Origin of the sequence: Lysinibacillus sp. NPDC056232, from assembly GCF_042267565.1 — a bacterium.
GTDB lineage: Bacteria > Bacillota > Bacilli > Bacillales_A > Planococcaceae > Lysinibacillus.
Map to the genome: position 1 here is coordinate 13,877 of NZ_JBHJTF010000003.1, position 14,944 is coordinate 28,820.

Annotated in this window: 12 protein-coding genes; 7 read left to right on the top strand and 5 right to left on the bottom strand. The window is 34.1% G+C overall.

The annotated features are described in order from the left end of the window. The first annotated feature begins 325 nt into the window (after positions 1–325). Entirely contained in the window at positions 326–1,756 is a 1,431-nt protein-coding gene (pdxR, locus tag ACFCYJ_RS03335; protein ID WP_376070665.1) for a MocR-like pyridoxine biosynthesis transcription factor PdxR, read from the top strand. Positions 1,757–1,937: 181 nt separating this feature from the next. Beyond that, entirely contained in the window at positions 1,938–2,384 is a 447-nt protein-coding gene (locus ACFCYJ_RS03340; RefSeq protein ID WP_376070667.1) for a YfmQ family protein, read from the top strand. Positions 2,385–2,801: 417 nt separating this feature from the next. On the opposite strand, the gene pruA is transcribed toward ACFCYJ_RS03340, so the two are convergent. After that, on the bottom strand, positions 2,802–4,346 hold the full coding sequence (pruA, locus tag ACFCYJ_RS03345) for an L-glutamate gamma-semialdehyde dehydrogenase (protein ID WP_376070670.1): 1,545 nt from the start codon (positions 4,344–4,346) through the stop codon (positions 2,802–2,804). Positions 4,347–4,531: 185 nt separating this feature from the next. On the opposite strand from pruA, the gene ACFCYJ_RS03350 reads away from it, so the two are divergent. Beyond that, positions 4,532–5,866, top strand: coding sequence for an AAA-type ATPase lid domain-containing protein (locus ACFCYJ_RS03350; protein ID WP_376070672.1), 1,335 nt, complete (start codon positions 4,532–4,534; stop codon positions 5,864–5,866). A gap of 34 nt (positions 5,867–5,900) precedes the next feature. On the opposite strand, the gene ACFCYJ_RS03355 is transcribed toward ACFCYJ_RS03350, so the two are convergent. Continuing rightward, entirely contained in the window at positions 5,901–6,875 is a 975-nt protein-coding gene (locus tag ACFCYJ_RS03355) for a proline dehydrogenase family protein (RefSeq protein WP_376070674.1), read from the bottom strand. 338 nt (positions 6,876–7,213) lie between these two features. Here ACFCYJ_RS03355 and ACFCYJ_RS03360 point away from each other — a divergent pair, with 338 nt between their 5' ends. The 3 genes from ACFCYJ_RS03360 to ACFCYJ_RS03370 all read left to right on the top strand — a co-directional run bounded on the left by ACFCYJ_RS03360 (position 7,214) and on the right by ACFCYJ_RS03370 (position 10,321). After that, positions 7,214–8,194, top strand: a complete 981-nt coding sequence (locus ACFCYJ_RS03360) for a proline racemase family protein (protein WP_376070677.1) — start codon at positions 7,214–7,216, stop codon at positions 8,192–8,194. A 28-nt stretch (positions 8,195–8,222) separates the two neighbouring features. Beyond that, positions 8,223–9,572, top strand: coding sequence for a branched-chain amino acid transport system II carrier protein (gene brnQ / locus ACFCYJ_RS03365; protein WP_376070678.1), 1,350 nt, complete (start codon positions 8,223–8,225; stop codon positions 9,570–9,572). Between the two features lie 464 nt (positions 9,573–10,036). Continuing rightward, positions 10,037–10,321: a hypothetical protein gene (locus ACFCYJ_RS03370; protein WP_376070680.1), complete on the top strand. Its 285-nt coding sequence runs from the start codon at positions 10,037–10,039 to the stop codon at positions 10,319–10,321. Positions 10,322–10,747: 426 nt separating this feature from the next. Here ACFCYJ_RS03370 and ACFCYJ_RS03375 read toward each other — a convergent pair whose 3' ends face one another. The 3 genes from ACFCYJ_RS03375 to ACFCYJ_RS03385 all read right to left on the bottom strand — a co-directional run bounded on the left by ACFCYJ_RS03375 (position 10,748) and on the right by ACFCYJ_RS03385 (position 13,034). Continuing rightward, a complete protein-coding gene (locus tag ACFCYJ_RS03375; RefSeq protein WP_376070683.1) occupies positions 10,748–11,725 on the bottom strand; it encodes a CobW family GTP-binding protein in 978 nt (325 codons plus the stop codon). A 14-nt stretch (positions 11,726–11,739) separates the two neighbouring features. Then, positions 11,740–12,066, bottom strand: a complete 327-nt coding sequence (locus ACFCYJ_RS03380) for a hypothetical protein (RefSeq protein ID WP_376070685.1) — start codon at positions 12,064–12,066, stop codon at positions 11,740–11,742. An 86-nt stretch (positions 12,067–12,152) separates the two neighbouring features. Then, positions 12,153–13,034, bottom strand: a complete 882-nt coding sequence (locus ACFCYJ_RS03385; protein WP_376070688.1) for a polysaccharide deacetylase family protein — start codon at positions 13,032–13,034, stop codon at positions 12,153–12,155. A 185-nt stretch (positions 13,035–13,219) separates the two neighbouring features. Between ACFCYJ_RS03385 and ACFCYJ_RS03390 the strand changes: the two genes are divergently transcribed. After that, the gene (locus ACFCYJ_RS03390) at positions 13,220–14,920 is read left to right on the top strand and encodes a sigma-54 interaction domain-containing protein (protein ID WP_376070691.1); all 1,701 of its coding nucleotides are present in this window, start codon (positions 13,220–13,222) and stop codon (positions 14,918–14,920) included. Positions 14,921–14,944: the final 24 nt, after the last annotated feature.

Here is a 14,944-nt window from a genome sequence, read left to right on the forward strand (position 1 = left end):
GTTTTAGCCTAAATTCATCGCATCCTGACCTGCATGGGAAAAAACGACACGTCCTGTGGCATTACCGAAATGACCGACATCGTGTCGGCCTTCATGCAGGCCTAAGCACAAAGCCGATTCCGGACGCAATTATGCTGAGGCATAATTGATTTCACGCTCATTGTAACATTGGTTATAAAATAGAAAATGAGGATTGGTTTTTTAAGTGGATGGTTAAATACAATTGATATAATATTAATATATAATCTTTTACCATGAATAACATTGCTAAAAGAAGAAGGCAAGATTTTTAGCAAGTTTGAAGGAAATAATGAGGAGAGTATATATGGATTGGAAACCTGATAGAAAAGCGAAAAAAGCTATCTATAAACAACTCGCAGAATATATTGAAAAGGGAATTGCAGATGGTACATTTCCACCTGATAAACCTTTGCCGTCAGAGAGATATTTAGCGAGTGCTCTAAATTTAAACAGAAGTACTGTTGTTCATGCATATGACGAATTAGAATCGATTGGGCTTATTGAAAGAAATAGAGGAAGTGGTACTACCATTAGTAAAGATATATGGGGTATAACAAAAAAGCGGATTCCTAGCTGGAATAGGTATATTGAGGCGGGTTCTTTTTTGCCTAGTCAACCTGTAACGCAAAAAATAAGAAAAGAAGCTGTTGAACATAAATTAATAAATTTAGCTTCCGGTGAATTGTCAGAAGAACTTTTCCCAAAAAGATTTTTAAGCGAGATAACGTCAACACGTTCTTTTATTGGAAGCCTAGGATACGATCATCCACAAGGGAATGAAATCCTTAGAAATACGATTTCAAAACACGTAAAAAAAAGTAGGGGAATCGAAACTAATCCTTCTTCAATACTGATAACATCAGGAGCGCAACAAGCATTGCATTTAATTGTACAATGTTTGTTAAAGCCTGGAGATGCAATAGCAATAGAAGATCCTTCTTATAATTATAATCTTCCAATTTTCAGATCGGTAGGTATTCAAATACATTATCTACCTGTCGATAAGGATGGAATAAACCCAGAAGATTTGGAGTCATTATATAAAAAACACCGAATAAAAATGATTTTTTTAAATCCATATTTTCAAAATCCAACGGGCTCTTTATTGAATAAAAAGAAAAAGGAAGCGATTTTAGACATATCCTCAAAGCTTGGAATTCCAGTAGTAGAAGATGATCCTTATAGTTTAACAGCTTTTTCAGGTGATAAAATCTCTACCCTTAAATCAATGGATAGGAATGGCAACGTATTGTACATTAGTTCTTTATCTAAAATTGTTGCCTCAGGATTAAGAATAGGGTGGATTATTGGCCCAACATCGGTGATTGAAAGGTTATCCGATGCGAAACAACAAATCGACTTCGGTCATTCTAGTTATACACAATGGGTAGCGAATGATTTTTTAGAATCAGAAAATTTCCATATTCATATAAAAAGTTTAATGAAGGAATTAGAAAAAAGGAGAGATAAAATTATAAAAAGCCTTGATACTTATTTAAAAGATCTAGTGGAATATTCTATTCCTCAAGGTGGTATTCATATATGGTGTAAAATACTTAAAAATTATAATGAAACTCAATTGCTTGAAGAATCCATTAAAAGAGGCGTCATTTATGTTCCTGGTTCTACACTGGGATCCAAAGATGGTTTTGTTCGTTTTACTTTCGCAAAGGAAGATGAAGATTCAATCGATGAAGGAATCAAAAGGTTTGCAGAAGCCCTTAATAGTATATAGACAATTGGATGGTTAAATGGATGGTCAAAAAAGCATCGAATTGGATGGTTATAAAAAATATAAATCCCTTATCATTGAGAGGTAGATGATAAAACATCGATATAGCCTAATTACTAATTATTTTTTTATTATATAGTAATTGCTATTAAAATGATTAAATTATTGAAAGAGTTGATATGATATGACATCGGGTTTGATTATTACGCTAGTGATTGGATCTATTATTAAATTGTTAATGAGCCCTCCCAGTATAGCTGTGGCATGGGGAGTAAGTAAATTTGAACTTCATAAAAAACTTGATTCAAAAGATGTTACGGTAACATTTAATGGAAAGAATTTAGAAGAGGAAGAAAAAAATAGATTTACAGACTATTTTAATAAAGCTTCCTTTTTGAAAAAACACTATATATTTCCAGGTAATGAAAAATTATTTTTACAGCCAGAGACTAATGTTACTCCATTTGTCATGAACGTAAAAAGAGGCAAAAAAGATGTTAATTTCTTTGTTTTTAGTTACGACAATCATGTTGATGTAGTCAAGAAGTGCGAGGAGAAGGTTGTTTCATATAGTATTAGTTCTGAATATCTACAAAATTTTACCGTTTTAACTACAAATGCAAACCATTGAAAAAAGTTTTCGAAAATTGGGGATTCGGTCACTGACGTAGAATCCCTTTTTATTACGCTAAAAGCATCGAAATTATCTTCCAATTCAATTGAATGGAGGATTTTTTTTATGACCAAAAAGTCGGGATTATATTGCTACTCACCCCAGCAACTCAATACTTGATGAACGACTTCCTTTAACTTCTTTCAGCCGTTTAATGAAACGGCAGTTACAAGTGTTTTATGTAACGAAAGTGAAACGGCAGTTACAAGTGTTTTATGTAACGAAAGTGAAACGGCAGTTACAAATGTCTTTTTGTCTGTTTCTACTATTATTATAAAACCCGAAGCTTTATCGCTTCGGGCTTTATGTTAATCTCTCTCAATGGCTTTTTCAAAAAATAAACATGATTTTATTCCAGTTATAAATTTCTATGTTTTAGAGAAACTCAGAAGTTGTTTTTGCTTGCATGTGTAATTGCAAGTAGTCTGGACCGCCTGCTTTTGAGTCTGTTCCCGACATGTTGAAGCCTCCGAATGGTTGGTAGCCAACAATTGCACCTGTACAGCCACGGTTGAAGTAAAGGTTTCCAACGTGGAATTCTTCACGTGCTTTTTCTAAGTTTAAGCGGTTGTTTGTGATCACCGCACCTGTTAAACCGTATTCTGTATCGTTTGCAATATCAATTGCTTGATCGAAATCTTTAGCCTTTGTGATAGCTACAACTGGCCCAAAGATTTCTTCTTTCATAATACGCGCAGAAGGATCTACGTCTGCAAATACTGTTGGTTGGATGAAGTAACCAACTGAATCATCAGCTGTACCACCTGCAACTAGGCGACCTTCTCCTTTACCAATTTCAATGTAATCTGTCACTTTATTAAATGCTGCTTGGTCAATAACTGTTGCCATGAAGTTTTTGAAGTCTGTTGGATCACCGACTGTTAACGTGTTAGTAAGCTCCATTACACGATTAACAACTGTGTCATAGACATCTTCAACGATAATAGCACGAGAACATGCTGAACATTTTTGACCTGAGAAGCCGAATGCTGATTTTACGATAGATTGTGCTGCAAGCTCTAAATCTGCTTCTTTATCAACAACGATTGTATCTTTACCGCCCATTTCAGCGATAACACGTTTAATCCAAATTTGACCATCATTTAATACAGATGCACGTTGGTTAATACGTAAGCCTACATCACGAGATCCAGTGAAGCTGATGAAGCGTGTTTTTGGATGATCAACTAAGTAGTCACCTACTTCTGAACCAGAACCTGGTACAAAGTTCACAGCACCCGCTGGAAGACCAGCTTGCTCTAATACTTCAATAAATTTATAAGCAACTACAGGTGTTGTTGAAGCTGGTTTTAACAATACAGTGTTACCTGTTACTAAAGCTGCAACCGTTGTCCCGGCCATAATTGCGAATGGGAAGTTCCATGGTGAAATGACAATACCAATACCTAATGGAATATAGTCATAACGGTTGTATTCACCAGGACGGCTTTCTACAGGTTGACCTTCTTTAACACGTAGCATTTGACGACCATAGTATTCTAAGAAATCAATTGCTTCTGCAGTATCTGCATCAGCTTCAGCCCATGGTTTACCCGCTTCTTTTGTTAAAAGTGCAGAGAATTCGTGTTTACGACGACGAATAATTGCCGCTGCTTTGAATAGTACGTCTGCACGAATAGCTGGATCTACTTTTTTCCAAGTTTTAAATGTTTCGTCTGCAGCTTGCATCGCTTTTTCAGCTAGTTCTTTGTTTGCTTTTGATACGCGACCAATTACTTCTGTTTTCTTTGCAGGATTATATGAAACGATTTTATCTTCTGTCGTAATACGTTCGCCACCGATAATAAGTGGGTAGTCTTGACCTAAATAACTCTCTACTTTATTTAACGCTTCTAAATATGCGTTGTAATTTGCCTCTTGAGTAAAATCTGTGAATGGTTCGTGTTTGTATGTAATCATATTAATTTCCTCCTGTGAACAAAAGTGCCAAATGATTATGCACTATTTGGAATATTATTAATTCTATAATGCAATATAGTTTGGCATTAATCAACAATAATTTTCGGAATTTTTTAATTTTCATGTCTGCCCTTCATACATAATGCTAAAATATAGAGAGGGATAGGAGTATACAGGAGGACAAGATGGAAGATCATATTTTATTAACTATTTATAAATACGTTATTGAAAAAGGGGACATGGGCATTTGTGTTGTGGATACAGAGGGCAAATTGCTAATCTATAATAAAAAAATGCGAGAATTAGAAGGTGTAAATGAAGATGAGTTCGAGAAGAGACGAGCACACGAAATTATTGATTTTGAAGCGGAGAAAAGTGATATTTATAAAGTTTTAAGCTCTGAATCGCCAATTCCCAATGTGAAAAAAACGTATTGGAATAAAAAAAATCAAGAAGTCACCTACATTAGTAATATTTATCCATTGCACTATGAGGGAGCTTTAATAGGTGCTGTGGAATTTGCACGAGATATTACACAGCTTGAATATATGATGTACCAGCCATTAAGAAGATATGGTGCTCCGCTGACCTTTGATATTATTACTGCAGTATCAGAAGTGATGCGAGATGTTATTGAAAAAGCAAAAATTGTGGCGTTGAGTCGGATGCCCGCTGTGTTAATAGGGGAATCGGGTACAGGAATTGATATGATTGCCGAGGGAATTCATCATGACTTAAGGGTGCAAAACGATCTGTTTATTACATTGATTTGCCGCAGAGATGAAAACACCATTTTAAAGCAATTTGAAAAAAACATTGCTGGAAAAGAAAATATTACGTTCTTCGCAGAGCGGATTGAGTATTTATCCTTAGCGGCGCAACAAAAAATTGTAGAATTGTTTAACAATCATTCGAATCATCAGCATATGTTGATTGCTAGTGTGGGCAAAGACCCGATTGATTTAATTCAAGAACAAAAGTTATCTAAGGAGTTATATCGATTGTTTTCAGGGATTACGATTTATGTACCCCCATTACGAGAAAGAAAAGAAGATATCATGCCGTTTATTGATGATTACTTCCAGCGCCATCGTGATAGCTTTGGCTCATCCATTCAGGGGTTATCGGAAGAAGTCAAAGAGATCTTTTTGAAATATGATTGGCCTGGAAATTTAAAGGAGTTAGAAGTGTTACTTGATGAAATTTCCTCCCTTTTGACTAATGAAACCGTCATAGATTTACATATACTACCAGCTTATTTTAGATGGAAAATCCAGCAGATTTATGATGATGGAATGGAAGAGAATGCGGATTTATTTATTATTAAAGATCCAAATGATATTCGACCACTTGATGTCTACATGAAAGAGGTGGAAGAGTATTATATTTCCAAAGCATTAGATTTTCACCAAGGGAATATCTCGAAAACTGCGGCTACATTAGGCATACGGCGACAAAGTTTACAGTATCGTGTGAAAAACTATAAACTCAATAAAAAGAGCGAAAACATTGATTCATGATGTTTTCGCTTTTTTATTGAGTTTGTGTGTTGAATTATTTGCCCTTTTTAGATAGACGACCAAGAGCAAAGGCTGTAACACCTAGACCAATGGCTGTATTTGTTTTTTTAGTAAACACTTGTTTTGTGACAAGTGTTAGATTTTGAGGGCGCTCTGCTAGACGACGCATGAAATAACCATACCAATCACTACCGAATGGTAAATATGTACAGAAGTTATAGCCTTCTTTCGCTAATTCATATTGCATATCTTTGCGGAAGCCATACAACATTTGGAATTCAAATTTATCATTCGGAATATTATGACTTTTGACAAATTGCTTCACATGATTAATTACATTGTGGTCATGTGTTGCAATCGATGTGAACTTACCGTTTAGCAAATGTTGCTCGATTAGTTTTAAATAATTGCGGTCAATATCACCTTTTGATTGATAAGCCACTCTATCATCTTCTTTGTAGGCCCCTTTTACGATACGGAGGCGGAAGTTTTTGAATTTCTCAATATTTTCCTCTGACTCAAAGAAGTAAGCTTGAATAACCGTACCCACATTATCGTACTCTTGGTGTAGCTTTTCTAGTAAGTCAAATGAGCTGTGGAGGCGTGCGTAGTTTTCCATATCGAAATTTACAAAAATATCGTATTTATGTGCAAGTGCCAAGATTTCTCTTAAATTTTCATAGCAAAAGTCGATATCAATATCTTGACCTAGCTGTGAAGGCTTAAGTGAAATATGTGCATCCAATTGTTCATCATGAATAGCTTGTATCACGGCTAAAATATTTTGTTTCGCTGCTGTTGCCGCGGATTTCTCAAAGACGAATTCTCCAAGATTATCTACTGTACAAGAAATGTTTGCTTTGTTTAATTCTTTAATCGTTTGAACGACCTCTGGAATTGTTGTGCCTGCTACAACGCTTTGTGCGCCCATTCGTAAACCATATCTTTGAGCTGCACCATTAAGCATTTGGTTCTCTGATAAGTAAATAAAAAAGTCACGTAATGCCATATAAAATCCCCCTAAAATAATGAATTTAAATTTCTTGGCGATTATAACACTAAAAAAAGAAAACTGTAAAATTTCAAAAAATTATTTTACAAAGCGTTTTCGGGTCATGGATTATTGTGTTTATTGCATTTCTACAGACTTAAAAATAAGTAAAAATATTTTTTGACGAAAAAAAACTTTTCAAACGAGTGATTATGCTTTATGTTGTGATGTATAGATTTATTAGAAAATTCTAAAAGGAGGGAATAGTTTTAAAAATAGAATTTTTGTTAAATTCACTATTTTGCATATTTTATTATTATTTTAATAGTATTTTAGATTTTTGGGGAGGGAATTATATGAGTCGTTATAAGTATGAAATCAAAACAATTGATACACATACTGTAGGGGAAGCAACACGTATTGTAGTGGATGGATTTCCAAAAATTTTTGGCGAAACAATGATGGAAAAGAAAAACTTCGTAAAGGAAAATTATGACCATTTACGAATGTTACTAATGAATGAACCTCGTGGGCACAAAGATATGTTTGGATCTATTCTAGTTGAGCCTATTAATCAACAGTGTGATATTGGCGTTATTTTCATGGATAGTGGCGCTTATTTGAACATGTGTGGACATGGAACCATTGGTACAGTCACTATGTGTATTAATACAGGACTTATTGAAAAGAAAGATAAAGTATTAGTGGATACACCATCAGGTATTGTGGAATGCTCTATTTATTATAACGGAGATGAAGTTGAAGCAGTTGAATTTAAAAATGTACCAGCCTTTGTGCTACATAAGGATTTAAAAATTGAATTGAATGAGCTAGGTACAGTTCAGCTTGATATTGCTTTCGGAGGAAGTTTTTTCGCTATAGTAAATGCAAGTGAGTTAAAGATAGTCGTTGATTTGCAAAATAAACAAGAAATATTAAAATACGCCAAAAATATAAGAGATTATATCAATGCGAACATTGATATTCAACATCCGTCAATTGACGCGATCAAGTCCGTGGACTTAGTAGAGATTTCAGAAAAAATTACAAATAGCCACTATAAAAATGTAGTTGTCTTTGGGAATGAACAAATTGACCGCTCTCCTTGTGGAACAGGCACATGCGCAAAAATGGCAACGCTTTCATTGGAAGAAGGAGAGGCCATTATTCAAGAAAGTATTATTGGTTCACAGTTTACAGGCAGAATTTTAGGCAAAACGAATGTGGGAGATTATGAGGCAATCATTCCAGCTATTCGCGGTGCAGCTTGGATTACTGGGGAGCATAAATTCATACTTCAAAATAAAGATATTTATCCAGAAGGCTTTGTTGTTTAAATAATTTAACAGGAAAAGGGGCGGTTATATGGGTAATAAGATATCCTTTGTTCAAATTCTAGTCATTGGATTCATGTTGTTTGCCATGTTTTTAGGTGCAGGAAATGTTATCTTTGCACCGATTGTAGGACAGCAGGCAGGAAACCATACACCAATTGCAATGGCGGGCTTCTTAATTACAGGGGTAGGCTTAGTTCTTTTAGCAATCGTTGCATTAAATAAAGGTGGCGGTACAGTAGAAAGTTTAGCGAATCGCGTTTCGCCAAAGTTTGCAGTCGTTTTTTCTATTTTATTATTCCTTGCATTAGGACCGTTCTATGTGATTCCACGTACAACATCGGTTGTATATGAAATTGCATTAAAACAATTGTTCCCAAGTGATGCGAACCATACATTATTTTTACTCATTTTTTCAGTTGCCTTTATCGCAATGACAATCTATTTATCTTGGGAAACATCTAAGCTTGTTGAACGTTTAGGGAAAATTGCGACACCTATTTTTACAGTGCTTTTAGTTATTATTGTTACAAAATCAATTATTACACCAATGGGTTCTGCACAAGCGCCTGTAGAGTCTGCTGGCTATGAAACAACGATGGCTGCTTTTTTAAAGGGCTTTACACAAGGCTATTACACAATGGATGTACTTGCAGCCTTCGTTTTTGGTGGAATTTTTATTAAATCAATTGAATCGTTGAATTTGAAGTCACAAAAAGACGTTTCCAAAGTATTTTTTCAAGCAGGGATTATTACGGTTGTTGGTTTAGTTGCTTTACAGGTATCTATGGCTTGGATTGGTGTATCGAGTGTGGATTCGGTTGGTTATGTATCAAATGGGGGAGAGCTTATTGCCTTAGCAGCGAAAACTTTATTTGGCCAAATCGGAATTTATTTAATTGGAATCGTGATTTTCTTAACAGGAATTACAACAAACGTCGCTTGTTTAGCTGCAACTGCTGAATATTTTGGCCGCATTATGCCAAATATTACATATAAAAAGTGGTTAATTGTTTTCTCATTACTAGGTGTGGTATTTACAAACTTTGGTTTAACAAAGATCTTATCGATGGCTTCACCAGTATTAATGCTTTTATATCCAATTGCCATTACTTTAATCATCCTTATTTTTACAGAAAAATGGTTTGGAGGTGCACAAAGTGTATATGTGGGCACGATGATCGGTACTGCACTTATAGCAATATTAGATGCATTAAAGGATGCTAATATTATGGTAGAGCAAATTAACTCTACATTTGCCTTTATTCCATTATTCACATCAGGTGCAGGTTGGCTAATTACAGGTCTGTTAGGTGCTATTATTGGCTATCTTTTTAGCAATAAAAATGTTGTGCAGAGTAGCAATAGTGTATCAAATTAAGTAACACGATAGTATGATAACTATTGCATTTAAAATGTTGTTGAATGTGCCTTTTTACTTAAAAAGGCACATTTTTAATCTAAGATTCTTTAGCTTTTGTTTCGAATCATAGGAGATGTTTTTGCGATGAAGTGTATTTCATCGCTGATGGAGATCTAAAGCATTTAACAGAAGAATTGAAATCGGTTTATTTTAAACGGTCGTAATATAGTAGGCTTAATAATAGAACAAACTAATAAAAGTATATTTTTCATTCAAAGGCGTTTTCCAAAATAAAGGAAAGCGTCTTTCATCATGAAAAGGGCTAGATAGAAGTCCAAAGTCGTGAAGGTAAAAGCAACGGGACAAGAGTTTAAGCAGCTGGACTGTAAGAAGTAATGGTTTTGGTTTAAAACGGTAAATTTATTTATAATTGGAACAAACATTGGTCTTGAACTTATTAAAGTAAAGGGAGGCTTTCCAAAATGACATTAATCATTTTTATCATAGTAGCACTTGCAATTGTTACGTATTCTTTAAGCCTAACTACAAAAAATAAGAAAAATAGAATAATGACGGGAATCGTTTTGATGTTATCGGTTCTGACGTATCTGCTTACTTTACCTTTGTTACACGAAACGAAGGTGATTCATGATTTAGAAGGAACAGGTTTTTTAATTGTTTTTCATCTTCTTAAATCGTTAGTTGGAATGATCATAATCATTGCATGTATTTTCACTAAAACGAATCTAATTAAAAGTAATGAGTAATACTTCTATTCAACTACCTAGGGATTTACTTCTATGTCAAGAGCTGAAGATGAATGCGGATTTAAGCTCCTTTTCAGCGGGTGTCTAAACACTCGCTGAAATAGAGGAACTCAGGCTAAGAACATAACATCGTGCTGTTGTTGCTGTCGCTTCGCTTTCGCACAGACAAAACACGTTGCTAACGCTGTGTTAGCACCACGCGTTCGTGCAAAAAACATTATTTGTTGTCCTAAAGCCAAGGGATTGTTAGAAAAAGACCCGGAAATCGAAAGAGTTTATTCTCTCGAAATCAGGGTCAAAATTGGTGATGTTTATAATTGTATTACAATCCAACTCCAGCCAAGCTACACTCGCCACATGTGTTGAGTGTATGTGGCAACACATGAGATGTTGGGAGGATTCAATGTTATATAATTTGTTCAGTGGTTAAATAGCAACTTCTGTACCTAAAAAATTTTGAAACGCGAGTAGGGAAGATTCTAATTGTTTTATGTCTATTCCTCTAACTATAAAGACGATGTGAGAGTACTTTATTTGATCTGGCCATTCATTTAGGTGCTGTGGTGGATGAATAATATGTTGTACCCCATTTAAAATTATTGGACCAGTTTCTCCGACGTCAAGTATGCCTTTCACACGTAAAATAGATTCCCCTTCAGCATATAAAAGCATACTTAACCATATGCCAAAAGCAGTCCAATTTAATGGTTTTGTGAAGGAAAACGAAATAGATTGTATTTCAGCACTGTAATGATTTTGTGGAGTGCTCAATTTGATTTCCTCTATAGCATAATTAGAAAAATTTTCACCAATAAATAATGTCTCATCTATGTCTGAAAATAATGAGATTGTGCTCGCAGGATTTAGTGTTTGGATTTTTTTTATTAGCACATCCACTTTAGGGTTCATTTCGTGTTTTGTAATGACTACTTTATCGGCGACTGCTAATTGTTTATAAATTTCAGGGTTATTTTTAAATTGAAGTTCACCGTTAATAGCATCTATCGTCATAATGACACAGTCGATATTGAATCTATTTTGAAGAATAGGGTTATTAACGAGTGTAAATAACATTGGTGAAGGGTCAGCTAAACCAGTTGTCTCAATCAAAAGTCGGTCGATAAAAAGAGTGTCTCTTTCATAAGCATTTAAAATTTCAATCAACTCTTGTTCTAAATCTTCACGAGAATTACAACAAATACATCCGCCATTTAAAAGTTTCGTTTTTTCTTCTACTAATTTAAGAAGATGGTGATCTAAGCCAACTTCTCCAAACTCATTAACAATAATAGCTACATCCTCATTGAAATTTTTATGATTTAATACCTCTTGTATTAAGGTTGTTTTTCCACTCCCTAAGCACCCTGTAATGATTGAAATTGGAATTTTAGAGCCTTTTCCCACGATACGTCCACTCCTTAAAAGTTAAATTTTTTGATGAAATAATCGTCTAATGGATTGATAGATTTGCCGATTAAAGAATGGACTTCATACCATAGTGTATTTAAATCGTGTATAATTCGAGAATTGCCCTTTGCGTCTTCTAAAATGAATTTAGTATTATTCCAATCTCGTAGTTTTAATTGATAGTGTTGTAAAATTTGATTACATAGATTAGCTCGTACGAGTCGCTCTCTTTGGCGATCTCTTTGTAATTCTCCAACAATTACTTTAGTTTTATCTGAGTTCTTTGTTCTATCGGTCCAGTGTATCGATGAAATGAAATCACCACAAAAAATACACATTACATTCACCACCATTTGTTTTTAATTAATTAACTACAAAAAGCGTGATTTAGAAAGAAATTCTAAACACGCCTTTTAGGATGTTATTAACGAGGGAAACGTTTTGCGTAATCGTCTGCAATTTCATCAAACGTAACCCAACGGATATTTTCATGTTTATTAATATATTCAATCATACGTTCATGCATTTTTAAAACTTGCGGGCGTCCACTTACGTCAGGATGGATTGTCATAGCAAAGACAGCATAGTCCATATTTTCATATACCCAGTCAAACTGATCTTTCCACATTTGCTCGATATCTCTAGGATTAACGAAACCGTGGCTGTTAGGCGATTTTTTAATGAACATCATCGGAGGTAAATCATCTAAGTACCAGTTTGCAGGAATCTCAATTAAATCTGTTTCTTCCCCGCGTACTAAAGGTTTCATCCATTCTTCGGCTGATCTAGCGTAATCAATTTTTGTCCAATTATCGCCAACACGTACACGGTACGGCGAAAAGTCATTGTGCATTAAACTATGATCATATTTCAAACCATGCTTTAATAACAGTTCATTAGTTACATTAGAGAATTCCCACCATGGGGCCACATAACCAGTTGGACGTTTCCCATCTGCTAATTCAGTTAATAATTCAATGGATTTAAGTAACACGTCTTCTTCTTGTTTTTCAGTCATAGCAATTGGGTTTTCATGTGAATAACCATGCGCACCAACCTCATGACCACGAAGAACAACCTCTTTCATTTGCTCTGGAAAAGTTTCAATAGAATGACCAGGAATGAACCAAGTTGTTTTAATATTATATTTATCAAATAAATTTAATAGACGAAGTGAACCAATTTCACCTGCAAATAGGCCGCGTGAAATATCATCAGGAGAATCTTCCCCACCATAAGAACCTAGCCAGCCTGCTACTGCATCAACATCTACTCCGTAAGCAACTAAAATTTCTTTTTTACTCATCGAAACTACCCCTTTATAGAATATTTTTAATGTTAAAAATCCATTATGTATTTATTCATAATATACATAAATTTTTATTAAAAGTATTAAAAAATTTTAATTTATGCATTTTTGCATATAATAATTTTAATTGTGCATATTTTCTATTTTTTTATTTATAATACTTGTATTAGGGAGTGATCATTATGCTAGAAACATTAGAATTAAAGCAACTAGAGTGTTTTTTGAATATGTTACCTATTGCCGCGGTGGTTTACGATGAGGATCACAAAATTATACATACAAATCTTTTAGCTCAGAAAGCGTTTAATAAAAATACAAAATTCTTATTAACAAGACAAATTGATAAGTTATTAACAAATGCTTCTATTCAACAGCAATCAATCCAATCTCAAATTATGATTGATAATCAATACTATCAATTTTATGTTTCCCCATCTATAAAAGAAGAAAAAAGTTATAAAGCAATCGTTTATTTTGACTGGCAAATTAGCATTCAAAAGGATTATGAAAAATATAAAGAGAAGTCAGAAGATTTAGAAGCGTTATTTGAAAGCGCCTACGATGTTATGTATGTTTCAGATAATAAAGGAAATACATTAAGGGTAAGTTCAGCATGCAAGGAATTTTGGGGAGAAAGACGAGAAGATCTCATCGGTAAAAATGTTATTGAACTTGAGAAACAAGGTGTGTTTAAGCCATCTATAACACGTCTTGTACTTGAAGCAGGTGAGAAAGTATCGACTATTCAAACGACAAAAAATAATAAACGTTTATTAGTAGTAGGAACACCTATTAAAGATGACAATGGTGAAATTATTCGAGTTGTGAATGCGTCTAGAGATATAACGGAAACAGAAAGATTACAACAAGAAATTGAAAGTATGAAAGATCAAATAGAAGCCTATCAATTAGAAATTGCACAATTGCAACATTCTATTCAAGATGAGCAAGAGCTTGTCTATAATAGTGAAAAAATGAAAGATGTTGTAGTATTAGCGAAGAAATTTGCTAATGTGAATTCTACACTACTTGTTCAAGGAGAATCCGGCGTTGGTAAAGAGGTATTAGTGAACTATATTCATAAAATAAGTAATCGTAATGATAAACCGATTGTAAAAATAAATTGTTCTGCTATACCTGATAATTTGTTAGAGTACGAATTATTTGGTTATGAAAAGGAAGCATTTCCAGGTGCAAATATAGAAGGAAAAAAGGGGCTATTTGAATTAGCTGATGAAGGTACATTATTTTTAGATGAGATTTCTGATATATCAATGTCACTACAGGCAAAGCTTTTACGGGTTATTCAAGAAGGGGAAATACATTGCTTAGGTAGTGCAGGCCCTACAAAGATTAATGTTAGAATAATCGTATCATCAAATAAAAATCTGTTAGAAATGGTAGAAAAAGGACTGCTTAGAGAGGATTTATATTATAGATTAAATGTACTCCCTATTAAAATTCCATCATTGAGAGAAAGAAAAGAGGATATACAAGTCCTATCGCAGCACTTTTTATCGCAATTTAATCGAGAATTTAATAGAAGAAAAAAATTGACTAGTGAACAGCTTCAGATGCTTGAGAAATATCATTGGCCAGGGAATGTAAGGGAGCTACGCAATATTATAGAGAGAATTGTTGTAATGAGTAATGCACAATTTGTTTTAGAAGATGTTATTGCGTTACCAACAGAGACGGTTGAAGATGCTGTTTTAGTGCAACAAATAATGCCATTAAAAGAATGTATAGAGCTGGCTGAGAAAAAGTTATTATTTTTGGCGCTACAACAATATCATTCTACAACAGATATTGCTAAAGCTTTAAAGGTAAACCAATCTACTATTAGTAGAAAATTAACGAAATTAAGTATGGAAATTAGATGATTTTGCAGAAATGCATAAATCATC

What these genes read in the sequence shown, in the direction of transcription:
- pdxR (WP_376070665.1), top strand. Translation starts at nt 326, where the DNA reads ATGGATTGGAAACCTGATAGAAAAGCGAAAAAAGCTATCTATAAACAA.
- ACFCYJ_RS03340 (WP_376070667.1), top strand. Translation starts at nt 1,938, where the DNA reads ATGACATCGGGTTTGATTATTACGCTAGTGATTGGATCTATTATTAAA.
- pruA (WP_376070670.1), bottom strand. Translation starts at nt 4,346, where the DNA reads ATGATTACATACAAACACGAACCATTCACAGATTTTACTCAAGAGGCA.
- ACFCYJ_RS03350 (WP_376070672.1), top strand. Translation starts at nt 4,532, where the DNA reads ATGGAAGATCATATTTTATTAACTATTTATAAATACGTTATTGAAAAA.
- ACFCYJ_RS03355 (WP_376070674.1), bottom strand. Translation starts at nt 6,875, where the DNA reads ATGGCATTACGTGACTTTTTTATTTACTTATCAGAGAACCAAATGCTT.
- ACFCYJ_RS03360 (WP_376070677.1), top strand. Translation starts at nt 7,214, where the DNA reads ATGAGTCGTTATAAGTATGAAATCAAAACAATTGATACACATACTGTA.
- brnQ (WP_376070678.1), top strand. Translation starts at nt 8,223, where the DNA reads ATGGGTAATAAGATATCCTTTGTTCAAATTCTAGTCATTGGATTCATG.
- ACFCYJ_RS03370 (WP_376070680.1), top strand. Translation starts at nt 10,037, where the DNA reads ATGACATTAATCATTTTTATCATAGTAGCACTTGCAATTGTTACGTAT.
- ACFCYJ_RS03380 (WP_376070685.1), bottom strand. Translation starts at nt 12,066, where the DNA reads ATGTGTATTTTTTGTGGTGATTTCATTTCATCGATACACTGGACCGAT.
- ACFCYJ_RS03385 (WP_376070688.1), bottom strand. Translation starts at nt 13,034, where the DNA reads ATGAGTAAAAAAGAAATTTTAGTTGCTTACGGAGTAGATGTTGATGCA.
- ACFCYJ_RS03390 (WP_376070691.1), top strand. Translation starts at nt 13,220, where the DNA reads ATGCTAGAAACATTAGAATTAAAGCAACTAGAGTGTTTTTTGAATATG.